The following is a 21,906-nucleotide window of genomic DNA, read 5'->3' as shown; positions in this document are numbered from 1 at the left end:
GCCTGGAGGGCGCGCTCGATGTGCGCCTCGATCCTCCCGTGCAGCAGGGAGAGAGCGCACCAGCCCTGCGCGAGGGCGGTGAGCGCGGGGTCCGTCGCTGTCATGGCGTATTCCTCCGTCCCGGAGCGGCTGAGGCCAGAGTAGAGCAAGGCCGCAATAGCCTGCGCTTGCAAGTATGACGCGTCTGCAAGTATTGTCCTCGAATGTAAAGCGCTCCTGCAATCTTCTGGGAAGGTGTACCCCTTCATGCCTCTCGCGCTTCTGGCCCTCGCGATCGGGGCCTTCGGAATCGGAACGACCGAGTTCGTGATCATGGGTTTGCTGCCCGAGGTCGCGGGCGACTTCGGGGTCTCCATCCCCACCGCCGGTTTTCTGGTGACCGGCTACGCGCTCGGCGTGGTCCTCGGCGCCCCTTTGATGACCGTGCTCGGCACCAAGATCTCCCGCAAGCGGATGCTGATGCTGCTGATGGGACTCTTCATCGTCGGCAATGTGCTGTCCGCTCTCGCCCCCGCCTTCTCCGTCATGCTGATCGGCCGCGTGGTCGCCTCGCTCGCCCACGGCGCCTTCTTCGGCATCGGCTCCGTCGTCGCGGCCGATCTGGTCGCCCCGGACAAGAAGGCCGGAGCCATCGCGATGATGTTCACCGGCCTGACGGTGGCCAACGTCGTCGGCGTCCCGCTGGGAACGTTCGTCGGACAGGCGGCGGGCTGGCGGGTCACCTTCGGCATCGTCGCCGCCCTCGGGCTCGTCGGCCTCGCCGGAATCGCCAAGCTGGTCCCCGACATGCCCAAGCAGCAGGGCGTACGCCTGCGCCACGAACTGGCCGCGTTCAAGAACGCCCAGGTCCTGCTCGCCATGGCGATGACGGTCCTCGGCTTCGGCGGCGTCTTCGCGGCCATCACCTACATCGCGCCGATGATGACCCATGTCGCCGGCTTCGCCGACGGATCCGTCACCTGGCTGCTGGTCCTGTTCGGGCTCGGCATGGTCGGCGGCAACCTCGTCGGCGGCAAGTACGCCGACCGCGCCCTGATGCCCCTGCTCTACGTCTCCCTGGGCGCCCTCGCCGTCGTGCTCGCGCTCTTCACACTCACGGCCCACAACAAGGTCCTCGCCGCCGTCACCATCACGCTGATCGGCGCTCTGGGGTTCGCCACCGTGCCCCCGCTGCAGAAGCGGGTCCTCGACCAGGCGCACGGCGCTCCGACCCTCGCCTCGGCCGTGAACATCGGCGCCTTCAACCTCGGCAACGCCCTCTCCGCCTGGCTCGGCGGCATGGTCATCGCGGCCGGGTTCGGCTACACGTCCCCCAACTGGGTGGGCGCCGCCCTCGCCGCGACCGCGCTGCTGCTCGCCATCCTCTCGGCCGCGCTGGAGCGTCGCGCCGAAGCCTCTTCCGGCACCGTCGTCACGGGTGCCGCACCCGTCGAGCAGCGAGCCGTCGTCCACCACTGATCCGTCCGACCCGAGTGCGGGGTCCGGGCCGCCCCCGCACATCCGGGCCCGTGACAGTCCACCTCGGCACCACCACACGCAAGGAGAAATCCTGTGAGCACCACCCCCGCCGTCGCCCCCTTGACCACCCAGGACGCCGACGTCCTCGTCGAGGCCGCCCACCGGGCGGCCGAGGCCGCCGGGGTGGCGGTCAGCGTCACGATTCTGGACGCCGGAGGCCAGCTGCTCGCCTTCCGGCGGGACGACCGAGCCGTGCTGATCTCCGGGGAGACCAGCACGCGCAAGGCCTACACGGCACTCCAGCTCGACGCCCCCACCGCCGATCTCGTCGACGCCGTACAGCCAGGAGGCCCCTTCCACACCCTGCCCACCGCGCTCGACCGGCCGCTGCTCTTCATCGCGGGCGGTGCGCCGATCCATCGGGACGGCCGGCTGATCGGAGCGATCGGGGTGGGCGGCGGCGCACCGCACCAGGACCACGAGTTCGCGACCGCCGCGATCGAGACACTCGCCTGACGGCACATCTCCGTGTCGCCCGCTCGACCAGCACCCCGCCGCGTCGATGCCGAAACGCCGGCCCCCGACGGGGGACCGGCGTTTCCCACGTGTGCCGCAGTCCGGCAGCCGAGGACGTCAGCCCGCTGCAACCGTCAGGGGAGCGAATCGCCGGGTCCAGTCGCCGGGGAGTTCCGAGAGACCGGACGTCATGACCGAGTTGAAGGCGACAGAGGCCAAGCCGTGTTCCTTCGCCCAGGTCAGCAGTTCCTCATGACGCACGTCGACATCTGTGCGCAGTGGTCGGTCTGTCTGGGCGGCGAGGGAGGCGACGAGTGCCTTGGCGGTCTCCGTGTCGCGAGCGATCAGCGGTCCCACGACCTGCGTCGCCATGTTGGGCCAGGCTCCCGCGTAGCCGATGATCCGGCCGTTCTCCTCGGCGACTCGCAGCTGGTCGAGGAAAGCGGGCAGCCGCGTGATGATGTGCGTGCGATCGGCGCCGAACACCTCCTCGTCGAGGCGGAGAATCGCGCTGAGATCCTCGGCGGTGGCCGCACGCGTGGCGACCGGAGACTTCCAGGTGCCGGGCGTGAAGGTCCCCAGGAGCATCTCCGCTCGGCCGGTGGCCTTGAAGCCGAGTTCTTCGTAGAGCGGTCGTCCGTACGGCGTCGCGTGCAACGTCAGCGGTGTCGTGCCCATCGCGGAAATGACGTGCTGCATCAAGCGGCGTCCGATGCCCTGGCGGGCGTGGCGCTCGGCGACCAGGACCATGCCGATGGCCGCCAGGTCGGGGTGGTCCCGCGGTCCGTACTCCGTGATGACGCAGGCGCTGACGAGTCCGCCGGCGGGGTCGTCGATCCCGTAGCCCTTCCCGGCTGTCAGAAGGAAGCTCCACTTGTGTTCCTCACGGGGCCAGCCCCGATCCTCGGACAAGTCGGCGCAGGCGGTGAGGTCGCGAGGCGACAGACGACGGATGGGCAGAGCGGCGAGGGAAGGAGTCGGCACGCAGGTCAGGCTGTCTGACGACTGCACTGGTCGTCCAGCGGTTTCCGGGGAGACGTACGAGCTTTTGGCCATGTCATGGTCCACTGCGTTGCGCGCCGATGGACGTCGGGTGTTTCACGTGAAACACGGGCGAACGTGGGACGTCATCACGGCAACTCGGCCTGGAATCGGAGACCCTCGCGTCTGAGGTGTATGCAACCCGCTGTTCCATGGTGATGGATCTGTGGGAAGCCCATGAATTGGTGCCCAGCCGCCGGTAATTGAAGGAATTGCGTCGCGTTCGCCCTTCGACCCATTCGTGAGGAAGGAAGGGGGGACTTGTGATCGGCGTGGCTGCCGGTATGGTCGACTCCGGTTCGTGTCCGAGCTGTGATCGAGGCTCACAGCGGCGACCGAGCGCAAGGCAATGCAGCCTATCGGGGCGGAGAGATCGAAGACCCGCGTTCTCGGTTATGCGGCCGAGCGTCCACACGCGATGGGATGCTGCGGTGAGAGTGCTGCGGCCGATATCACACTCTCACCTTACTTGTCCGTACCGGGTGTGAATACTGGTTGAATGTCGCCGTATTGGTTGTGGCAACGAACGGGGAATGCAAGCCGTCGCGGGGGAAGCAGGCACCTTCCGATCGAGGAAGTGCGCAGACCGATCGAAAGATGTTCGAGGCGAGGCACACCATGGACGCTCCGACCACCACGCCGGCTGACAACGGCACTTCCGGCGGCGGGGACGGCTGGTTCACGCCGCGCAAGCAGCCGGCGACGGCTTCGGGCAGCGAACAGGAGACGGCCGAGGGCAGCCGCCTGGCGGCGATGCGCCCGGTGGGCAGGACCACGACAGCCGATGACCCGACATCGCCGCCCCAGGACGGCGCAGAGTCCACCACGACGGTCACTCCGGCAGGCCCCACTCCGGCGGACGCCGGCTCCTTCTCCGCCACCCCACCGCCCACTGGACCCCAGACCTCGGAGCGGGAGACACCGGCGGCGATATCACCCCTCGGCACACCCGCCCCGAGCCATATATCGCCCGGTGCGCCACGGCCGGAGGCATCAAGCCTCACCTCCCTCGCCCCGCCCGCCCCACACGTACGCGTGCCGCCCCAGCGCCCGGCAACGGCACCCACCGCCTCCCCCGACGCCATCCTGATCCGCCGGACGATGGCAGAGATCGGGCCCGTGGCCGACAAGGTCACCTCCTACTTCTACGCGCTGCTCTTCGTACGCCACCCCGATCTGCGCTCCCTGTTCCCTGCCGCGATGGACACCCAGCGCGACCGGCTGCTGAAGGCGCTGCTCACCGCGGCCGAGCACATCGACAACACCCCGGTTCTCGTCGACTACCTTCAGAACCTGGGCCGCGGCCATCGCAAGTACGGGACCCGGGCCGAGCACTACCCAGCCGTCGGCGAGTGCCTCATCGGCGCGCTCAGCAAGTACGCCACCGGCGTCTGGGGCGGGGAGACGGAGGCCGCCTGGGTCCGGACGTACACGACGATCTCGCAGGTCATGATCGACGCGGCGGCGGCAGATGAACTACGCGCCCCCGCCTGGTGGTACGCGGAGGTCGTCGCACACGACCTGAGAACCGCCGACGTCGCGGTCATCACCGTCCGCCCCGACCAGCCCTACCCCTTTCTCGCCGGGCAGTACACGAGCCTTGAGACGCCCTGGTGGCCCCGGATCTGGCGGCACTACTCCTTCGCCTCGGCGCCCCGCTCGGACGGACTGCTGACGTTCCATGTGAAGGCGGTGCCCGCGGGCTGGGTCTCCAACGCGCTGGTGCATCGCGCCCGGCCGGGCGACATCGTCCGGCTCGGCCCGCCTTCCGGTTCGATGACCGTGGACCACACCAGCGACAGCGGCCTGCTCTGCCTGGGCGGAGGCACCGGCATTGCACCCATCAAGGCGCTGGTCGAGGACGTCGCCGAGCACGGCGAACGGCGAACAGTCGAGGTCTTCTACGGTGCCCGCACCGACCAGGACCTGTACGACATCGACACGATGCTCAGGCTCCAGCAGTCCCATCCTTGGCTGGCGGTCCGCCCCGTGGTCGACCGGCACGGACTACTGCAGCTCCCCGACGCCATACGCGAGTACGGGCCCTGGGCCGAGACCGACGCCTATGTGTCTGGACCGCCCGGCATGATCCGCAGCGGCGTGGACGCACTGCGAGGCGTCGGCATCCCGTCCGAGCGCATACGGCATGACTCGGTGGAGGAAGTCGTCGTCACCGGGGACTGACCGGACGTCGTCGAGGGCGAAGCCGATGGTGTCGAGGGCGAACCGACGGTCGGTATCAGCCCAAGTCAGGGGCGTGCATGGCGCGGACACCCTCGATGTTCCCGTCGAGGTAGTGCCGCAGCGACAGCGGTACGAGATGGACGGACGCGATCCCGACCCGGGTGAACGGCACCCGCACGATCTCGTACTCACCGAGCGGTTCGTCCACCTCGGGTCCATGCCGCAAGGACGGGTCCATGGACTCGAGGTGGCAGACGAAGAAGTGCTGCACCTTCACGCCGGTCGCTCCGCCGTCCTCGCCGATGTGCTCGACGGTGTCGACGAAGCAGGGCACCACATCGGTGATCTTGGCGCCGAGCTCCTCGTACACCTCTCGATGCAGGGCGTCGACGACAGTCGTGTCCGTCGGCTCGACCCCGCCACCGGGGGTGAGCCAGTAAGGATCCATGCCGGGCTTGGTGCGCTTGATCAGGATCAGGTCGTCACCGTCCAGCAGAACGGCGCGGGCGGTGCGCTTGACCACGGGTCGGACGGTCATGGAGGAAATGTGGCCCGGCTGGTTCCACGTGAAACATCGCGAGACGTCACTGGTCGATCTCTTGGTGTGACGGCCATGGAAGGCATGGTGAGGCCCGGTTGAAAGGCCCTGATCAGGCCTGGGCGAAGTCACTGCTCGGGCTCGGTCGGCAGGCACTGTTCAGGCCCAGTCGGCAGCAGCCCGCAGCAGCCACTCATGGGCCCGTGCGATGTGTGGCATCGCGAGCGTCCCGGTGCGGGCCACCAGGAAGTACGTCCGCAGCGGTGGCACCGGCGGATCGTGCAGGGGGACGACATCACCGCGCTCCAGGGCGGCCGCGCACAGATAGCGGGGCAGCACCGCAAGCCCCGCCCCCGCGACCGCACAGGCGAGGACCGCGCGCAGGTCGGGAACGATCACGGTGCCGGGGGCGGCGGGACGGGAGTCGTAGACCGAAGCCCAGTAGCGTGAGACGAAGGGCAAGGACTCGTGCACCTCGACCACCGGGATGTCCTCCAGCGCATGCGCCCCCTTGCTGCGCAGCGTCGCCGAGCCGATCCGTTCCTTCCAGCGGGGGGCGGCCACGAGGACGTGCTCCTCGTCGCAGAGCGGAGTCGCCGTGAGCAGGGCGCCCCGCGGACGGGCCGTGGTGATGGCCAGATCGTGATGCCCGGCGGCCAGCCCTTCCAGAGTCTCCTCGGCATTGCCGAAGGACGCGCGCAGCGCGAAGCCCTGTCCGTCCTCGCCGGTCAGTTCGGTGAGCGCGGGCAGCGCCCGCTCGGCGGTGAACTCAGGAGGACCGGCGAGGTGCAGCGTGCGTAAGGACGACTCGTCGTCGAGGCCGGTCTCGGTGATCTCCACCAGGGCGTCGAGATGCGGGGCTGCCTTGTGCGCGAGTTCGTCGCCGATGGTCGTGGGCGTCACGCCGCGGGCCTGCCGCAGGAACAGGGGGCGGCCCAGCTGCCGTTCCAGGGTGCGGATCTGCGAGGTCACGGCAGGCTGCGACAGCCCGAGCAACGCGGCGGCGCGGGTGAAGGAGCCGGCCCGGTGCACGGTCACAAAAGTGCGCAACAAGGCCAGATCCATGCCACACCCTCCCCTTCCCCGCCCTTCTCCCCACCCTCAGGGCAGGGCCCAACTATAAATATGTCGATAGGTCGCTGTCGCTACTGTGATTGGACACTGACAGAGAGTCAACTAGCCTTGTTCGCGCGGTTCTTCGCGCGCGGAACCGAGGGCGGTCCGAGCCACGAGGGGGGAGGTTCGGACCGCCCGTACTCCGCGGTCACCGATCCGATTCGTCCAGCGCACGCAGCACATCCGCCACCAGGTCCTCGGGATCCTCGGCACCGACGGACATACGGATGAAGCCCTCCGGCACGGCGTCGCCGCCCCAGCGTCCGCGCCGCTCGGCCGTGGAGCGCACCCCACCGAAGCTGGTCGCGTCGTCGACCAGCCGCAGCGCCTCAAGGAAACGCTCGGCACGGGCGCGCGTGGGCAACGTGAAGGACACCACGCAGCCATGGCGCCGCATCTGCTGCGCGGCGATCTTGTGCGAAGGGTCGCCCGGCAGCCCCGGATAACGAACCCCGAGCGCCTCCGGCCGGTCCCGCAGCGCCTCGGCGAGCGCGAGGGCGGTGGCGTTCTGCCGCTCCACCCGCAGCTGGAGCGTGGCGAGGGAACGGTGCGCGAGCCAGGCCTCCATGGGCCCCGGAATCGCCCCGACGATCTTGCGCCAGCGCCGTACGGCAGCCATGGCCTCGGCGTCGCGACCGCTGACGTATCCCAGCAGCACGTCGCCATGTCCCGTCAGCTGCTTGGTGCCGCTGGCCACCGAGAAGTCGGCGCCGAGTTCCAGCGGGCGCTGCCCGAGCGGCGTCGCGAGCGTGTTGTCGACGGCGACGCGGGCACCACGCGCGTGTGCCGCCTCGACGAGCCGCCGGATGTCGCACACGTCGAGGCCGGGGTTGGACGGTGTCTCGATCCACAGCAGCTTCGCGCCGTCCAGGACGCCGAGCTGGGCGTCCCCGCCGGTCGGCGCCGTGCGTACCTCGATGCCGTACGCCTCCAGTTGCGCGCGCACCAGGGGCAGCGCCTGGTAGCCGTCGCTGGGCAGCACGACCGCGTCCCCCGCCCGCAGCTGCGAGAACAACACCGACGACGTGGCGGCCATGCCCGACGCGAAGACCAGCGTCTCGACGCCGTCCTCCCCCGGCGCCTCCAGCTCGCCGATGGCGCGCTCCAGATGCGTCCAGGTCGGGTTCTCGTCCCGGCCGTAGGTGTACGGCCCCGTGGGCTCGCCCGGCAGGTGGAAGTGGGCGGCGAAGACCGGGCCCGGCAGGGTCGGCTCGTACGCCACCGGCTCGGGCAGCCCGGCCCGCACCGCGCGCGTGCCGTCTCCGATGCCCGGCGCCCGCCCCTGGTCCTCCGTACCGCTCATGCCGCCTGTCCCTCCACCTGTTCGCGGACCGCCGTGAGGAGGCCCGTACTTGCCGCCTCCACCATCTCAAGACACTCCTCGAACCCGTCCAGGCCCCCGTAGTACGGGTCGGGCACATCGAGGTCGTCACCCGCGGCGGGGTCGTACGAACGCAGCAGCCGTACCTTCGCCGCGTCCTCCGCCGTGGGTGCGAGGCGGCGCAGGGCCTTGAGATGGCCGGTGTCGAGCGCGATCACGAGGTCGACGCGCTCGAACCAGGACGTCTGGAACTGCCGGGCCGTGTGGCCGCTGTCGTAACCGTTCTCCTCGAGGACGGAGACGGTTCGCGGATCGGCCGTGTCGCCCTCGTGCCAGCCACCGGTGCCGGCGCTGTCGACCTCCACCCGTCCGTCGAGCCCGGCCTCCGCCACGCGGGCGCGGAAGACGGACTCGGCCATCGGAGAGCGGCAGATGTTGCCGGTGCAGACGAAGCAGACGCGGTAGGTCATCGGATGCTCAGTCCCCGTCGGGCATGACGACATGCAGCGCCCAGGAGACGATCGAGATGATCAGGCCACCGAGCACAGCCGTCCAGAAGCCCTCGACATGGAAGCTCAGATCGAACCTGTCGGCGAGCCACGAGGTCAGCAGCAGCATCAGCGCGTTGACGACCAGGGTGAACAGGCCGAGCGTCAGGATGAGCAGCGGGAGGCTCAGGAGCTTCACGATCGGCTTGACCACGAAGTTCACCAGGCCGAAGATCAGCGCGACGAGGAGCAGGGTGCCGATCTTCTTGCCCGTGCTGTCACCGGTGAGGGTGATCTTGTCTATCAGCCAGACGGCGACCGCCAGGGCACCCGCGTTGGCGATCGTCTTGACTACGAAATTCTTCATGTGTCTGATCGTGGCAGACGAAATCGGCCATGAGCACGGGGACGAGGGCGGACAAGAGCGATGAAGGCTTTCCGGCTGGACGAACTGGAGGCGGAGCGCGCCGCCAACGAGGGCGCCTACCTGCAGTTTCTGCGGGAGCGCAATATGTCGGTGGGTCTGTACGCGCTCAATGCCGGAGAGCACGATCCACAGAAGCCGCACAACCAGGACGAGGTCTACTTCGTTGTGAGCGGCCGCGCCCACATCACGGTCGGAATGGAGACCACACAGGTGGCGCGCGGCAGCGTGGTGTACGTTCCGGCCGGAGTCGCCCACAAGTTCCACCACATCAGCGAGGACCTGAGGGTGCTCGTGGTGTTCTCTCCACCCGAGAGCTGACCCGAGGCCTCGGGGTTCCCTAGGGGATCGATCAGGGGAGGACAAGGGCTGCGAGGCCCCCGCCGGGGCACCTGCCGGACCTAGCATCGAGGGCAGGGAATCAGCGGATTCGACTCGATGGACTCGAGTCGGCGGATTCGAAGGATCAGAACCCGGCACAGAGACGGGCGGAGAGGTAAGGACGAGGGCGATGCGTGAGATCTTCGCAGGACTGCCGTGGTGGGTTAAGTGGATCGCGGTGCCCGTCATCGCCCTGGTCGTGTTCGGCGGGCTGATAGCCAGCGTCGTCGGATTCGTCATCGGACTGCTCTTCAAGGTGCTGGTCTTCGTGGCACTGGTCGGTGGACTGATCTACGTCGTACGGAAGTTCACGTCGAGCTCCTCGTCACGCAGCGACTGGTGAGGTCCATGAGGGTCTTGGGGACCGGTGGGCGGTAACAGGAATCACCGGTTCCCTCGGGCGGGGGAAGTTTCCCGGGCAGGGCGTCGGCGAGCGGTGGCCGACGAATAGAGTCCGGAAATCGACGCGGGGGGACGCCCCCGCGAGCGGCGTGCACCCCACCCGTGTTCCCCGCACGGGCTCCCCCCTCGCGCTCCGGGAGTGACCCATGGCCACGGTTGACACCGCACCTTCAGACCCCCACCCACCCCTCGGGCGACCGCGTTCCGCTGTGCCCCAGGTACCGCGGCAGGCTTCCTCGCCCTCCACCGAGCAGCCGCAGTCCGCGACGCTCATCGGATCCGTCCAGCGTGCGATGCGCCTGCTGGAATGCGTCGCCGAGCACGAGTACGGCGCCCCCGCCAAGCAACTCGCCCGCGAGACGGGCCTGGCGCTGCCCACCGCTTACCACCTGTTGCGCACCCTGGTGCACGAGGGCTATCTGCGCCGTGACAAAGGGCTGTTCTTCCTCGGCGAGGCAGCTGTACGGCTGAGCAGCAGCGCGGCCCAGCAGAAACGTCGCAGCACGGTTGCCGACGCGCTCGCTCAATGGCGTGATGTCATCGGTGTCCCCGTTTACTACGCCCAGTACCGTGACGGCGAGATCGAGGTCATGTGCGTCTCGGACACCCCGGGCAATCCCGCGGTGGAGGAATGGGCCGACTTCCGGGAGACCGGCCATGCGCACGCCATCGGTCAGTGCCTGCTGTCCCAGCTCGACGACGAAGCCCGCCGCGATCACCTCGACCGCCATCCCGTGCAGGCCATCACCCCGTACACCGTGCGAGACAGCCGCACCCTGCTGCGACGCCTCGAACGCACCCGTCGGATGGAGCCGGTGACCGAGCGTCAGGAGTACGCGCTGGGCACGGTGTGCGCGGCGGTTCCGATCACGGTCGGCACCACGGCCGCGACGATGGCCATTTCCCTGCCCGCCCATCAGGCCGACCGACTGCTGTCCGCGGCTCGGCAACTGCAGGACGAGATCGGGCGGCTGCTGGGGTCACTCGCGATCTCTATCAGTATCTGAAAACTCACTCCTTGTGATCTCTCGTGTACGTTCAGCAAGATTCCACCAGTGTCGGGCTCCGGTCCCGGCCAGTCGACGGCAACCGACGGGGTAGGCGATGCGCGAGTCCGTAGAGGCAGAGGTCATGATGAGCTTTCTCGTGTCCGAGGAGCTCTCCTTCCGCATCCCGGTGGAGTTGCGCTACGAGACCTGTGATCCCTATGCCGTACGGCTGACCTTCCACCTGCCCGGCGATGCCCCGGTGACCTGGGCATTCGGCCGGGAACTGCTGGTCGACGGGGTGGGCAGACCGTGCGGGGAGGGAGATGTACGGGTCTCGCCGGCCGGTTCCGAGACGCTGGGCGATGTGTTGATCCGCCTTCAGGTCGGTGCCGACCAGGCACTGTTCCGCTCCTCGGTGGCGCCGCTCGTGGCCTTCCTCGATCGCACCGACAAGCTGGTGCCGCTCGGCCAGGAGGGCGCGCTCGCCGACTTCGACGCCCACCTCGACGAGGCCCTGGACCGCATCCTGGCGGAAGAGCAGAGCGCGGGCTGAAGCGTTACGGCAGCCCGGGGCGGGAGTGGCGTAACGCTTCAGCGGGCGCAAGGGGCGCAAGGGGCGCGTGGGAGCGCTTCCTCACGCCGGGTGTGCTTCACGCTCCGCCGGACGGGCGGAGCGATCGCCGCGTCGCCGGACGGGCTGGGAGCCTTCGCTCGTCACCGCTTCCGCCGACGCCCCCGTCCACCGCGCCCCGAAGCCGACTGTGCGCCGGCCGAAGCCGACGACGCCCCGGCCGGAGCCGGCTGGGTGCCCGCCGACGCAGTCTCCTTCTCCGGACGGTCGGCCGAGACGACCAGGGCCGCGAGGGCCGTAGTGACCGGCACCGACGCGACCAGGCCGATGGAGCCCACCAGTGTGCGCACGATCTCCTCCGCCACCAGCTCACTGTTGGCGACCGTCCCCACACCGCTCTGCGCGATCGAGAAGAGCAGCAGCAGCGGCAGCGCGGCACCCGCGTAAGCCAGGACGAGGGTGTTGACGACGGACGCGATGTGGTCGCGGCCGATGCGGATACCCGCCCGGTACAGCCCGCGCCAGCCCATCGTCGGGTTGGCCTCGTGCAGCTCCCAGACCGCGGACGTCTGGGTGACCGTCACGTCGTCGAGGACACCGAGCGAACCGATGATGACGCCGGCGAGCAGCAGACCGCTCATGTCGATCGACGGATAGAGCCCGTGGATCAGTCCGGTGTTGTCGTCGGTGTTGCCCGTGAGCGCGGCCCAGTCGATGAAGCCCGAGCCGAGGAAACCGATCAGCAGCAGCGAGAGCAGCGTGCCGAGCACCGCCACGGAGGTGCGGGCCGACAGGCCGTGGCACAGGTAGAGGGCGATCAGCATGATGGCGCTCGCCCCCACCACCGCGACGACCAGCGGGTTCGAGCCCTGAAGGATCGCCGGCAGGATGAAGAAGGTCAGCACCAGGAAACTGATGGCCAGGGCGACCAGCGCCATGACACCGCGCATCCGTCCCACCACCACGACCGCGAGCGCGAAGATTCCGGCGAGCAGCGCCATCGGGAACTTGCGGTTCACGTCGGTGACCGAGTACTGAAGATCCTTCGGCGCCGAGGGCTCGTACGCGACCACGACCTCCTGGCCCTCGTGCAACTGGCGTGACTGGTCGGGCTGCACGATCTCCGTGAACGTACGGCCCTTGTCCTGGCCCGTGTCGACGCGGATCGTCGCCTTCTTGCAGGTTCCGCTCTCCTGCTGCACGGCGGAGGAACCCTCGGCGGTGGAGGTGTCGCCGGTCGGGGGCACCCCAGAGGCGTTGACCTCCTTGCAGCTCAGCTCGACCACCTTGGTGACCGTGGCCTGCTGGGTCTGCCGGTCGAAGCCGACCCCGGTGCGCTCGTGCGGTGGGGCACCGCCCGGCCACAGCACCGCGAGCCCCACCACCACCGCCGCGGCGAACGGGATCAGGATCGCCGCGATGACCTTGCGCAGATGCCGGGACACGGGTGCCGCCGGGCCGTGGGCGTGACTGTGCGAGTGCCCGTGGCCATGGCCGTCGCCCCCGCCACCACCTCCCGGCCGCCCGCCGGATCCGGAGCCGTGACCATGGCCGCCGCCGGCATCGTGGCCGGACCGGTCGCCCGGACCGTGCGCCTGCCCCTGACCCGCCGAGCCACCGGCATGGGCACCGTGGTCGTACGGACTGCCGGACCCGGGCCCGCGCTCCTGCCGGTCACCGACGCGGCCCCCCTGCGCGGGCATCCCATCCCGCCCGGCCCCGCGCTCCTGCCAGTCACCGGCCCCGCCTTCGCGCTCACCCATCCCACCGGGCCCGGTGCCGTGTTCGTGCCACCCCCCGGTTCCAGCCGCGTGATCATCGTGGCCGCCTCCGGAAGCACGGCCGTACTCACCGTCGAATCTGCCTCCGGGCACGCCCGAACCCCGGCCGTCCATACGGCCGTTGCCCCGCATGGGGCCGATTCCGGAGCCGGAGCCGCGCCGCGGCTCGGGCGGTGGGTACGGAGGTTCATGCGTCGTGGTCACCGACCGATCATCGCAAGAACGACCGGGGCCCTCTGTTCACCGCGCCCGAATTGACGCTAGCGTGGTGCCACCTTTGTACACGCGGGAGCTCGGAGCACCGGGCTGAGAGGGCGCTGACCTCCGTCCCAGCGATGTTTCACATGAAACATCACCCATCGCGAGTGATGTTTCACACGAAACGTCGGCAGACGGAAGCCGCTGCGTCGACCGCCGAACCTGTTACCGGGTAATGCCGGCGTAGGGAGTAGGTCTCATGACCATCAAGGACGCGAGCACGCCTGCCTCCGTTCAGGACGACAAGTCCGAGGAGGCCGGGAAGTCCATCGGCTGGCACAAGGCGTATGTCGAGGGCTCACGCCCCGATCTGCGGGTGCCGGTCCGCCAGGTGCACCTCACCAACGGGCAGTCCGTCACGCTGTACGACACCTCCGGCCCGTACACCGATCCACTCGCCGACACCGACGTCCGCAGGGGGCTGCCCCCGCTGCGGGAGAACTGGATCATCGCCCGCGGCGACACCGAGGAGTACGCGGGCCGTCCCGTCCGTCCCGAGGACGACGGGATCAAGCACACCTCGCCGCGTGGCGGCCTGCGCAACCTCGACGCGGTCTTCCCCGGACGTCCGCGCCAGCCCCGGCGCGGCCGTGACGGCAAGGCGGTGACACAGCTCGCCTACGCCCGCCGCGGTGAGATCACCCCGGAGATGGAGTACGTCGCCATCCGGGAGAGCGTCTCCCCCGAAGTGGTCCGCGAGGAGATCGCCGCGGGACGGGCCGTGCTGCCCGCGAACGTCAACCACCCGGAGATCGAGCCGATGATCATCGGCAAGCGGTTCCTGGTGAAGGTCAACGCCAACATCGGCAACTCCGCGGTCACCTCCTCCATCGAGGAGGAGGTCGAGAAGATGACCTGGGCGACCCGCTGGGGCGCCGACACGGTCATGGACCTGTCGACCGGCCGCAACATCCACACGACCCGCGAGTGGGTGCTGCGCAACTCCCCCGTCCCCATTGGCACGGTGCCGCTCTACCAGGCGCTGGAGAAGGTCGACGGCCGCGCCGAGGAGCTGACCTGGGAGATCTACAAGGACACGGTCATCGAACAGGCCGAGCAGGGCGTGGACTACATGACCGTCCACGCGGGCGTGCGCCTGCCGTATGTCCCGCTCACCGCCAACCGCAAGACCGGCATCGTCTCGCGCGGCGGCTCGATCATGGCGGCGTGGTGCCTGGCGCACCACAAGGAGAGCTTCCTGTACGAGAACTTCGAGGAACTCTGCGAGATCCTCGCCGCGTACGACGTCACGTACTCGCTCGGCGACGGCCTTCGGCCCGGTTCGATCGCGGACGCCAACGACGAGGCACAGTTCGCGGAGTTGCGGACGCTCGGGGAACTCAACACGATCGCCAAGCGTTTCAACGTACAGACCATGATCGAGGGCCCGGGACACGTCCCGATGCACAAGATCAAGGAGAACATCGACCTTCAGCAGGAGATCTGCGATGAAGCTCCGTTCTATACGCTCGGCCCGCTGACGACCGACGTCGCTCCGGCGTACGACCACATCACCTCCGGCATCGGTGCCGCGATGATCGCCTGGTGGGGCACGGCCATGCTCTGCTACGTCACGCCCAAGGAGCACCTGGGCCTGCCCAACCGGGACGACGTCAAGACCGGTGTCATCACCTACAAGATCGCCGCCCACGCGGCCGATCTCGCCAAGGGGCACCCAGGCGCGCAGGAGTGGGACGACGCGCTGTCCGACGCCCGCTTCGAGTTCCGCTGGGAGGACCAGTTCAACCTGGCGCTCGACCCGGACACGGCACGGGAGTTCCACGACGAGACGCTGCCGGCCGAGCCCGCCAAGACGGCTCACTTCTGCTCGATGTGCGGGCCGAAGTTCTGCTCGATGAAGATCTCCCAGGACATCCGCCGCCAACACGGCGGGTCCCAGCAGGAGATCGAGGAGGGCATGGCTCAGAAGTCGAAGGAGTTCGCGGCGGCGGGCAACCGCGTGTACCTGCCGATGGCGGACTGAGCGCGTGACGGCCGGGCAGGGGGAAGGGCACGCACACCGCGTCACCCCTGCCCGCCGCACGCGGCAAGGCGGCCGCCCGTAACGGAACGGGCACGACGCCGCTCCGCCTGATCAAGATCCTTAGGGTTTCTCGTGTGAGTGGGATCGATGTCACCAACGGAGTGGTCGGCGCCTTCATCGGCATGCTGTTCGCGGTGCTGTTCCAGCAGCCCCTGCAGAACGGCTGGTACCGGTTGCGAAGGCGGTCGGCCAGTGCGCTGCGCAGCATGCGGCGCAAGGAGGAATCCGGTCCTGCCTGGAGTACGTTCTCGCTCGGGCCGCTGCAGACGTCCGCGCTGATCGTCGAGGGAGACGGCGACAAGCCGATACCTCCGGAAGCGGTGTACATCCATGTGCTGGACGGTGAGGTGGAGTTGCCGTCGGACATGGCCGGGTGGCGTGCGGAGATCGCCGAGGAGAGCGAGCGGCTGAGGGCCGAGGGGCGTACCCCGCTGTGGAACGGGCCTCGGTACGCGGTCGAGTCGGTCGACATCTCACGTACCGCCCTTGAGGAGTCACCCGAAGTACATCTGCGGTTGCGGCCGACGGATTACCACACGTTCCTGGCCGCTCAGCAACTCGACCGTCGGCTGCCCGACGGCACGACTCCCCGCTCCCGCTACCTGGATCCGGAGAAGCCGCTCCAGGCACCGGACTTCCTCCAGTGCAGCTTCGCCGTCAACGTCGCGGTCGTCACCGCCGACGACATGCTGGTGGTCAGCCGACGCAGCGACCGGGTGCGCATGGCGCCGGGCGTATGGAACTCCTCCGTCAACGAGGGCCTGTCGCGGCACATCGACTCCTCCGGCAGAAGCGCACCGGATCTGCACGCGGTGGCCCGCCGCGGCATGCGGGAGGAACTGGCCCTGGAGCCGCACGAGTACACCCTCGAACTACTGGCGTTCGTGCTGGACGTCCACAAACGCCACTGGAGCGGACACTTCCACGCCAGGCTCAAGGACCTGAAGAGCTCCGATCTCCAGGCGCGGATGAGCCGGGGCGTCGCGGACCGGTGGGAGCACGAGACCATCGAGTACGTGCCCTTCCGGCCGGCCACCGTGGTCAAGTACCTGCTGCGTGAGGACCGGGTCCATCGGTGGGCTCCCCTGGCTCCGGCTCTGTTCCATCTGTCCCTGGTGCATGCCTTCAGCAGGACGCTCGTGGAACGCGTGGAAGCGCAGTGCCTACGGCGCCTGTAGCACCGGGCAAGGCCACGCCCCAGGGCATAGTCGACCGCAACCTCCGGTTCATCGCAGGCCACATCCGCGCGGCTGCTGCCCCGGCGTGTCCGCTCTCGCGCTTGCGCTCCCCAAGACGGGGGCGCAAGCCGAGGGCATTTTCGGCCGACGTCACTCCGGCTGGTGTTCCGGCCCTCCGAAGTCCGGGCTCGTGTAGTCCGGGCTGGTGTAGCTCGGCCGTGAGCCACGGGAGGCGCCGTCGTCCGGGCTGCTGAAGCCCGGGCGGTCGTAGCCGAGGTTCGGGATGCGGCCGGCCGGCGTCGACGGTGGCGTGCGGTGCAGGACCGAGGCCGTGCCGGGGTCGGCGAGTGCCTCCCGGAGGAAGGGCAGGATGCCGCGCTCCAGCAGGGCCTCGCGCCAGGCTTCCTGGGCTCGGGTGACCTCCTCGCTCAGTTCGCCGTACGGGCCGCCGTCGAACGCCGGCCGATTGCGCAGGGCGGTGAGCAGGAGTCCGACGGCGGCGACCAGGATCGCGGCCGCCGCGACGGCGCCGAACACCCATCCGGTGGTGAGCATCGTCTGGGCGAACGCCGGCTCGGGGTCGAACATCTTCAGGATGTAACCGACGAGCAGGAAGATCGCCGCGGCGGTGCCGGCGAGGACGGGTGCCAGGACGGCGAGCACGGCGACCACGCCGGGCCCGGCCGTCTCGGCGACTTCTCCGACGGTGGTGGCGAGCCCCATCGCGCCCGTGCCCGACTCGGAGGAGCCGGACTCGCGGGCGGACGACGGGGTGGACGGCGTCGGCTGGCGCAGTTCCTCGCGGACCTTCACATAGTGCTGGTACTCGGTCGCCGCGGCCGCCGTGATGAGTGCGGTGGCGTTCAGCGCCATGGTGCGCAGCTGTTCGGGGTTGAGCCGCTGTCCGACAGCGGCCAGTTCCGGGCGGTGTGGTGCGGAGCGCAGCGCCTCATCGAGGATCCGCTCGTATTCCTGGCGGTCCTCGCTGTGCAGGTGCTGCGGAACGCTGTTCATGTGCATCCCCCGATGCTCCGTAGGGCTTGGGGCTCGCATGCCAACGAGCCGTCGGGCAGAAACGGAGGGGAGCCTGCTACGGATAAGCCGATGGTAGAGCGGTGACGGCACACGGTGACAGGGGGTTTGCCAAAATTGGGCCCTGGCCTGCGCCGTCTTCCGTCACTGCGCTATGAGGGGGCGTCTGCCCCGTGAACGCTCAGATATCCAGGGGAAGTTGCTGGACCAGCAGCTTTCCGGCCATGGTCACGCCGCCGTCCATCGCGATGGCGAGGCGTTCGGCGTAGACGTGCGGTCCCTCGACCAGGGGCCCGCCGCTGTCCTCGCCCTCCTCGGAGCCGACCTCGCCCTTCAGATACGGAATGGGGCTGTGGCCGTGAACGATGCGGGTGCCGCCGTACGTATCGAGCAGGGAGCGCACATGGTCGGCGCCGCCCTCGTCGCGGAAGGAGAAGCGCTTGGTGAACTTGCGGAAGAGATCCCAGACCTCGTCGGCGTCGTTGCGCGTGAGTGTCTCGCGGACGGTGTCGTTGACGGCCTCGATCGAGTCGCCGTAGTCGAGATAGGCGGTGGTGTCCGAGTGCACGAGCAGGTGACCGTCGACCTCTTCCATGGCGTCCAGCCGGGACATCCACTGCAGGTGGTGGTCCTGGAGGCGGTCCATGTCGGTCTTCTGGCCGCCGTTGAGCAACCACGCGGCCTGGAAGGTGGCGGTGCCCGCACCGGAGTTGACGGGCGTGTCGCCGAAGCGCTTGGCGCCGATCAGCAGCAGCTCGTGGTTGCCCATCAGTGCTTTGCAGTACCCGCCGGCCGCGGCGGCCTCCGCGGACAGCCGCATCACGAGGTCGATGACGCCGATGCCGTCGGGGCCGCGGTCGGTGAAGTCGCCGAGGAACCACAGGCGGGCGGTGCCGGCGCACCAGTTCGCCGCCGCGTCGATGAGGCCCTTCTCCTGGAGGGCGGCCACCAGCTCGTCGAGGTAGCCGTGCACATCGCCGACGACGAACAGCGGGCCGGGACCGTCCACCGGCTGCGGGGCCGGCAGGGAGGCGGGGTCGACGTGCACCTGGACCGTGTCGCCGCGATTGATCACGGGCAGGTCCCGCTGGGTGGGCGTGTACCCCTCCGGGTAGGCCTCGTCGGCGGGCGGGGCGACCTCGCCCGTGTGTGTGCTGTGGGCGTACGGACCGGTCTCGTGCACGTAAGCGGGCACCCGGAAGTCGCGCAACGTCGCCGTCCGCTCCACCTCGGGTCCCTGACCGGCCCCCTGAGTCATCAGACCCCTCCACCATCGCGCCGCAGCTGCACCGCATCGGACTGCCTGGTCGCAGCGGCCCGCGGGTGTCGTCCGCCCATCATAGGAATGCCGATCGCGCCATGTGATGACCCAGGGGTGGTGAATCGGAGCAGGACTCCTGTTCACCGCGGCTTTCGCCCCGATTGGGCCGGGCTTAGGCCGCTCGATGGCCTCGATCCCGCCGCCCCTCGCCCTCGCTCGCGCTGCCCCTCGACCTGGGTTCAGCCGCCCCGCGGGGCCCGCTCCTACCGTTCCTCGGGCGACCGGGGCGGGCTGACCGTCGTTCGCGGAGGGCGTCGCTGGGACGAGGTACGCACGATCAGTTCGGTCGGTATCACCTGCTCGACCGGGTGGTCCGAGTCGACCCCCTCGATGGCGTCGATGAGGAGCTGGACCACGGCCGTGCCGATACGGCGCGGCTTGAGGGAGAGCGTGGTGATGGGCGGCTCGGTGTTGGCGTACACCGTGGACTCGCTGCAGCACACCAGAAGCAGGTCGTCCGGTACGCGCAGGCCGTAGCGGCGCGCGGCGGCGAGCAGGTCGGTGCCGTTCGGGTCGAACAGGCCGTAGACCGCGTCGGGCCGGTCGGGGCGGGCGAGCAGCCGGTCGGCGGCGACGGCGCCCGCGCACGGGTCGTGCGCCGGGTAGGCCTCGTACACCGGGTCCTGGCCGACCCGCTCGCACCAGCGCAGATAAGCGGTGGTCGACAGATGGGTGTACGTGTCGGTAGTGGTGCCCGTCAGCAGTCCGATCCGTCGGGCGCCGGCGTCGGCCAGGTGGTCGAGGATGCCGAGTACGGCGGCCTCGTGGTCGTTGTCGACCCAGGCGGTGACCGGGAGCGAGCCGGCCGGGCGGCCGTCGGAAACGACTGGGAGGCCCTGTCTGACCAGCTCGCTGACGACGGGGTCCTGGTCGGACGGGTCGATGACGACCGTGCCGTCGAGGGCGACGTTCGACCAGACGTCGTGCCGCGAGGTCGCGGGGAGGATCACGAGGGCGTAGCCGCGGGCGAGCGCGGCCGAGGTGGCGGCGCGGGCCATTTCGGCGAAGTACGCGAACTCGGTGAAGGTGAAAGGTTCATCCCCGTAGGTCGTCACGGTCAGGCCGATGAGTCCTGACTTGCCGGTACGGAGTGTCCGGGCGGCGGCCGAGGGGCGGTAGCCCAGCCGGTCGGCGACTTCGCGGACATGGCGTCGGGTGGCGTCGGGGAGCCGGCCCTTTCCGTTGAGGGCGTCGGAGACGGTCGTGATGGAGACCCCGGCGGCGGCCGCCACGTCTCTGATGCCCGCCCGACCGGGCCGACTGCCTCGACGTGAGGTTTCCGCGCGGCTCACCTGGTGCTTCCCTGCTGCTGTCATGGCGAGCCGATAGTAGGGCTCATTCGGTGGGGTAGTGCGGACGCATATGCAGCCGTTGACAGGCACGTTTCTGCAAGGTCATCAGGCGTCAAAAACCGTGGAATGCAAGGGAGTTGAACGATCCAATGGCAAGACGTGACTTGTCGGCACGCTTGGGCCTGCCAAGTGCCCGATGTTTCGAAGAGGTCTCAACTCACCTTCACGGGTGATGCGCGCCACGGCGTGAGCCACCGGCGCATAGATATATGTGTGATGCGCCCCCTAATTCGTATGCCTTCGTACGCCGATGCCCCTGATGCAGGTGTGACAGCTGGGATCCGCAGGCTCAATACGACTGAGCAGGGGTCGGCACGAGGTCAGCAGACGGGCGCCCGCACCTGTACGCATCGGCGCCGAATCCTCATAAGGTGAGAAGTATTGGAGCCGGCGGTGGTGATGGGCCGCCGGTGGTCGCGAGGAGGACTGCGGTGAGCGAGACGAGCCCCAAGCTGCGCGCCGAGCTGGAGGGTATCCCCACCTACAAGCCGGGCAAGCCCGCCGCGGCCGGTGGGCCGGTGGCCTACAAGCTGTCCTCCAACGAGAACCCCTATCCGCCGCTGCCCGGCGTGATGGAGACCGTGACGGCCGCGGCCTCGTCCTTCAACCGCTACCCGGACATGATGTGCACGGGGCTGATGAACGAGCTGTCCGAGCGCTTCGGCGTCCCGGCCGCCCACCTGGCGACCGGGACCGGCTCGGTCGGCGTCGCCCAGCAGCTGATCCAGTCCACCGCCGGCCCCGGCGACGAGGTCATCTACGCCTGGCGGTCCTTCGAGGCGTACCCGATCATCACGCAGATCAGCGGCGCCACGTCCGTCCAGGTGCCGCTGACGCCGGGCGATGTGCACGACCTGGACGCGATGGCCGCCGCCATCACCGACCGCACCCGGCTGATTTTCGTCTGCAACCCCAACAACCCGACGGGCACGGTGGTCAGGCGGGCCGAGCTGGAGCGGTTCCTCGACCGGGTGCCCGGCGATGTGCTGGTGGTGCTGGACGAGGCGTACCGCGAGTTCATCCGTGACCCCGAGGTGCCGGACGGTGTGGAGATCTACCGTGAGCGGCCCAACGTCTGTGTCCTGCGGACGTTCTCCAAGGCGTACGGCCTCGCCGGCCTCCGTGTCGGCTTCGCGATCGCCCAGGAGCCGGTCGCGGCGGCGCTGCGCAAGACGGCCGTTCCTTTCGGCGTGAGCCAGATCGCGCAGGAAGCGGCCATCGCCTCGCTGCGTGCGGAGGACGAACTGATCGGCCGGGTCGGCTCGTTGGTGTGCGAGCGCAACCGCGTGGTCGACGGGCTGCGCGCTCAGGGCTGGACGGTGCCCGAGACCCAGGCCAACTTCGTGTGGCTGCGGCTGGGGGAGCGCACGGTCGCCTTCGCTCAGGCCTGTGAGCAGGCGGGCGTGGTGATCCGACCGTTCCCGGGCGAGGGTGTGCGGGTAACGGTCGGGGAGGCCGAGGCGAACGACATCTTCCTGAAGGTGGCGGAAGGGTTCCGCAAGGAGCTGTAG

General features: G+C 69.1%; 20 protein-coding genes and 1 pseudogene. 10 read left to right on the top strand and 11 right to left on the bottom strand.

Annotated elements, in window-relative coordinates; all coding sequences use genetic code 11:
* Positions 1–104 (bottom strand): annotated as a pseudogene (locus tag ACZ4UU_RS41790) (MarR family transcriptional regulator); the annotation flags it as partial.
* 142 nt (positions 105–246) lie between these two features.
* Between ACZ4UU_RS41790 and ACZ4UU_RS41785 the strand changes: the two are divergent.
* Together ACZ4UU_RS41785 and ACZ4UU_RS41780 are read left to right on the top strand one after the other, a co-directional pair.
* The gene (locus ACZ4UU_RS41785; protein ID WP_471908667.1) at positions 247–1,458 is read left to right on the top strand and encodes an MFS transporter; all 1,212 of its coding nucleotides are present in this window, start codon (positions 247–249) and stop codon (positions 1,456–1,458) included.
* 93 nt (positions 1,459–1,551) lie between these two features.
* Entirely contained in the window at positions 1,552–1,974 is a 423-nt protein-coding gene (locus ACZ4UU_RS41780) for a GlcG/HbpS family heme-binding protein (protein ID WP_471908666.1), read from the top strand.
* 117 nt (positions 1,975–2,091) lie between these two features.
* Here the strand turns inward: ACZ4UU_RS41780 and ACZ4UU_RS41775 are convergent, their stop codons facing one another.
* On the bottom strand, positions 2,092–2,958 hold the full coding sequence (locus ACZ4UU_RS41775) for a GNAT family N-acetyltransferase (protein ID WP_471908665.1): 867 nt from the start codon (positions 2,956–2,958) through the stop codon (positions 2,092–2,094).
* Positions 2,959–3,612: 654 nt separating this feature from the next.
* Here ACZ4UU_RS41775 and ACZ4UU_RS41770 point away from each other — a divergent pair.
* On the top strand, positions 3,613–5,199 hold the full coding sequence (locus tag ACZ4UU_RS41770; protein ID WP_471908664.1) for a globin domain-containing protein: 1,587 nt from the start codon (positions 3,613–3,615) through the stop codon (positions 5,197–5,199).
* Positions 5,200–5,254: 55 nt separating this feature from the next.
* Here the strand turns inward: ACZ4UU_RS41770 and ACZ4UU_RS41765 are convergent, their stop codons facing one another.
* From ACZ4UU_RS41765 to ACZ4UU_RS41745, 5 genes are all read right to left on the bottom strand, one after another.
* Complete coding sequence (locus ACZ4UU_RS41765) at positions 5,255–5,737, bottom strand: NUDIX domain-containing protein (protein WP_471908663.1); 483 nt, start codon at positions 5,735–5,737, stop codon at positions 5,255–5,257.
* 159 nt (positions 5,738–5,896) lie between these two features.
* Entirely contained in the window at positions 5,897–6,802 is a 906-nt protein-coding gene (locus ACZ4UU_RS41760) for a LysR family transcriptional regulator (protein ID WP_471908662.1), read from the bottom strand.
* A 199-nt stretch (positions 6,803–7,001) separates the two neighbouring features.
* Positions 7,002–8,156: a cystathionine gamma-lyase gene (locus ACZ4UU_RS41755; RefSeq protein WP_471908661.1), complete on the bottom strand. Its 1,155-nt coding sequence runs from the start codon at positions 8,154–8,156 to the stop codon at positions 7,002–7,004.
* Entirely contained in the window at positions 8,153–8,644 is a 492-nt protein-coding gene (locus ACZ4UU_RS41750; RefSeq protein ID WP_471908660.1) for a low molecular weight protein-tyrosine-phosphatase, read from the bottom strand. Before ACZ4UU_RS41750 ends, ACZ4UU_RS41755 begins: the two co-directional genes overlap by 4 nt.
* 7 nt (positions 8,645–8,651) lie before the next feature.
* On the bottom strand, positions 8,652–9,029 hold the full coding sequence (locus ACZ4UU_RS41745) for a phage holin family protein (RefSeq protein WP_471908659.1): 378 nt from the start codon (positions 9,027–9,029) through the stop codon (positions 8,652–8,654).
* 60 nt (positions 9,030–9,089) lie between these two features.
* Here ACZ4UU_RS41745 and ACZ4UU_RS41740 point away from each other — a divergent pair, with 60 nt between their 5' ends.
* From ACZ4UU_RS41740 to ACZ4UU_RS41725, 4 genes are all read left to right on the top strand, one after another.
* The gene (locus ACZ4UU_RS41740) at positions 9,090–9,407 is read left to right on the top strand and encodes a cupin domain-containing protein (protein ID WP_062721140.1); all 318 of its coding nucleotides are present in this window, start codon (positions 9,090–9,092) and stop codon (positions 9,405–9,407) included.
* A gap of 190 nt (positions 9,408–9,597) precedes the next feature.
* A complete protein-coding gene (locus tag ACZ4UU_RS41735; RefSeq protein WP_030048440.1) occupies positions 9,598–9,810 on the top strand; it encodes a DUF5326 family protein in 213 nt (70 codons plus the stop codon).
* A gap of 205 nt (positions 9,811–10,015) precedes the next feature.
* On the top strand, positions 10,016–10,876 hold the full coding sequence (locus ACZ4UU_RS41730) for an IclR family transcriptional regulator (RefSeq protein ID WP_471908658.1): 861 nt from the start codon (positions 10,016–10,018) through the stop codon (positions 10,874–10,876).
* 97 nt (positions 10,877–10,973) lie between these two features.
* Positions 10,974–11,411: an SsgA family sporulation/cell division regulator gene (locus ACZ4UU_RS41725; protein WP_030048438.1), complete on the top strand. Its 438-nt coding sequence runs from the start codon at positions 10,974–10,976 to the stop codon at positions 11,409–11,411.
* A gap of 161 nt (positions 11,412–11,572) precedes the next feature.
* Here ACZ4UU_RS41725 and ACZ4UU_RS41720 read toward each other — a convergent pair whose 3' ends face one another.
* Positions 11,573–13,192, bottom strand: coding sequence for a YibE/F family protein (locus tag ACZ4UU_RS41720; protein ID WP_471908657.1), 1,620 nt, complete (start codon positions 13,190–13,192; stop codon positions 11,573–11,575).
* A 475-nt stretch (positions 13,193–13,667) separates the two neighbouring features.
* On the opposite strand from ACZ4UU_RS41720, the gene thiC reads away from it, so the two are divergent.
* Together thiC and ACZ4UU_RS41710 are read left to right on the top strand one after the other, a co-directional pair.
* A complete protein-coding gene (gene thiC / locus ACZ4UU_RS41715) occupies positions 13,668–15,452 on the top strand; it encodes a phosphomethylpyrimidine synthase ThiC (protein ID WP_471908656.1) in 1,785 nt (594 codons plus the stop codon).
* A gap of 134 nt (positions 15,453–15,586) precedes the next feature.
* Positions 15,587–16,690 carry an NUDIX hydrolase gene (locus ACZ4UU_RS41710; RefSeq protein WP_471908655.1) on the top strand — a complete coding sequence of 368 codons (1,104 nt, stop codon included), beginning with the start codon at positions 15,587–15,589 and terminating at the stop codon, positions 16,688–16,690.
* Between the two features lie 150 nt (positions 16,691–16,840).
* Here ACZ4UU_RS41710 and ACZ4UU_RS41705 read toward each other — a convergent pair whose 3' ends face one another.
* The 3 genes from ACZ4UU_RS41705 to ACZ4UU_RS41695 all read right to left on the bottom strand — a co-directional run bounded on the left by ACZ4UU_RS41705 (position 16,841) and on the right by ACZ4UU_RS41695 (position 20,359).
* The gene (locus ACZ4UU_RS41705; protein ID WP_471908654.1) at positions 16,841–17,710 is read right to left on the bottom strand and encodes a hypothetical protein; all 870 of its coding nucleotides are present in this window, start codon (positions 17,708–17,710) and stop codon (positions 16,841–16,843) included.
* 193 nt (positions 17,711–17,903) lie between these two features.
* Entirely contained in the window at positions 17,904–18,980 is a 1,077-nt protein-coding gene (locus ACZ4UU_RS41700) for a metallophosphoesterase (protein WP_471908653.1), read from the bottom strand.
* Positions 18,981–19,246: 266 nt separating this feature from the next.
* Complete coding sequence (locus ACZ4UU_RS41695) at positions 19,247–20,359, bottom strand: LacI family DNA-binding transcriptional regulator (RefSeq protein ID WP_217207677.1); 1,113 nt, start codon at positions 20,357–20,359, stop codon at positions 19,247–19,249.
* A gap of 467 nt (positions 20,360–20,826) precedes the next feature.
* Here ACZ4UU_RS41695 and hisC point away from each other — a divergent pair, with 467 nt between their 5' ends.
* Complete coding sequence (gene hisC / locus ACZ4UU_RS41690) at positions 20,827–21,906, top strand: histidinol-phosphate transaminase (RefSeq protein ID WP_471908652.1); 1,080 nt, start codon at positions 20,827–20,829, stop codon at positions 21,904–21,906.

The sequence above is a fragment of the Streptomyces sp. NPDC028907 genome (assembly GCF_055564995.1).
Note: the sequence above shows the minus strand (reverse complement) of the source record. Positions and strands in the feature narration are given on the sequence as shown.

Bases quoted from the DNA above. Each gene is read 5' to 3' on its own strand.
- ACZ4UU_RS41725 (WP_030048438.1), top strand. From the start codon at position 10,974: ATGCGCGAGTCCGTAGAGGCAGAGGTCATGATGAGCTTTCTCGTGTCC.
- ACZ4UU_RS41770 (WP_471908664.1), top strand. From the start codon at position 3,613: ATGTTCGAGGCGAGGCACACCATGGACGCTCCGACCACCACGCCGGCT.
- thiC (WP_471908656.1), top strand. From the start codon at position 13,668: ATGACCATCAAGGACGCGAGCACGCCTGCCTCCGTTCAGGACGACAAG.
- ACZ4UU_RS41760 (WP_471908662.1), bottom strand. From the start codon at position 6,802: ATGGATCTGGCCTTGTTGCGCACTTTTGTGACCGTGCACCGGGCCGGC.
- ACZ4UU_RS41695 (WP_217207677.1), bottom strand. From the start codon at position 20,359: ATGACAGCAGCAGGGAAGCACCAGGTGAGCCGCGCGGAAACCTCACGT.
- ACZ4UU_RS41765 (WP_471908663.1), bottom strand. From the start codon at position 5,737: ATGACCGTCCGACCCGTGGTCAAGCGCACCGCCCGCGCCGTTCTGCTG.
- ACZ4UU_RS41705 (WP_471908654.1), bottom strand. From the start codon at position 17,710: ATGCACATGAACAGCGTTCCGCAGCACCTGCACAGCGAGGACCGCCAG.
- ACZ4UU_RS41720 (WP_471908657.1), bottom strand. From the start codon at position 13,192: ATGGGTGAGCGCGAAGGCGGGGCCGGTGACTGGCAGGAGCGCGGGGCC.
- ACZ4UU_RS41700 (WP_471908653.1), bottom strand. From the start codon at position 18,980: ATGACTCAGGGGGCCGGTCAGGGACCCGAGGTGGAGCGGACGGCGACG.
- ACZ4UU_RS41755 (WP_471908661.1), bottom strand. From the start codon at position 8,156: ATGAGCGGTACGGAGGACCAGGGGCGGGCGCCGGGCATCGGAGACGGC.
- ACZ4UU_RS41735 (WP_030048440.1), top strand. From the start codon at position 9,598: ATGCGTGAGATCTTCGCAGGACTGCCGTGGTGGGTTAAGTGGATCGCG.
- ACZ4UU_RS41785 (WP_471908667.1), top strand. From the start codon at position 247: ATGCCTCTCGCGCTTCTGGCCCTCGCGATCGGGGCCTTCGGAATCGGA.
- ACZ4UU_RS41745 (WP_471908659.1), bottom strand. From the start codon at position 9,029: ATGAAGAATTTCGTAGTCAAGACGATCGCCAACGCGGGTGCCCTGGCG.
- ACZ4UU_RS41730 (WP_471908658.1), top strand. From the start codon at position 10,016: ATGGCCACGGTTGACACCGCACCTTCAGACCCCCACCCACCCCTCGGG.
- ACZ4UU_RS41740 (WP_062721140.1), top strand. From the start codon at position 9,090: ATGAAGGCTTTCCGGCTGGACGAACTGGAGGCGGAGCGCGCCGCCAAC.
- ACZ4UU_RS41750 (WP_471908660.1), bottom strand. From the start codon at position 8,644: ATGACCTACCGCGTCTGCTTCGTCTGCACCGGCAACATCTGCCGCTCT.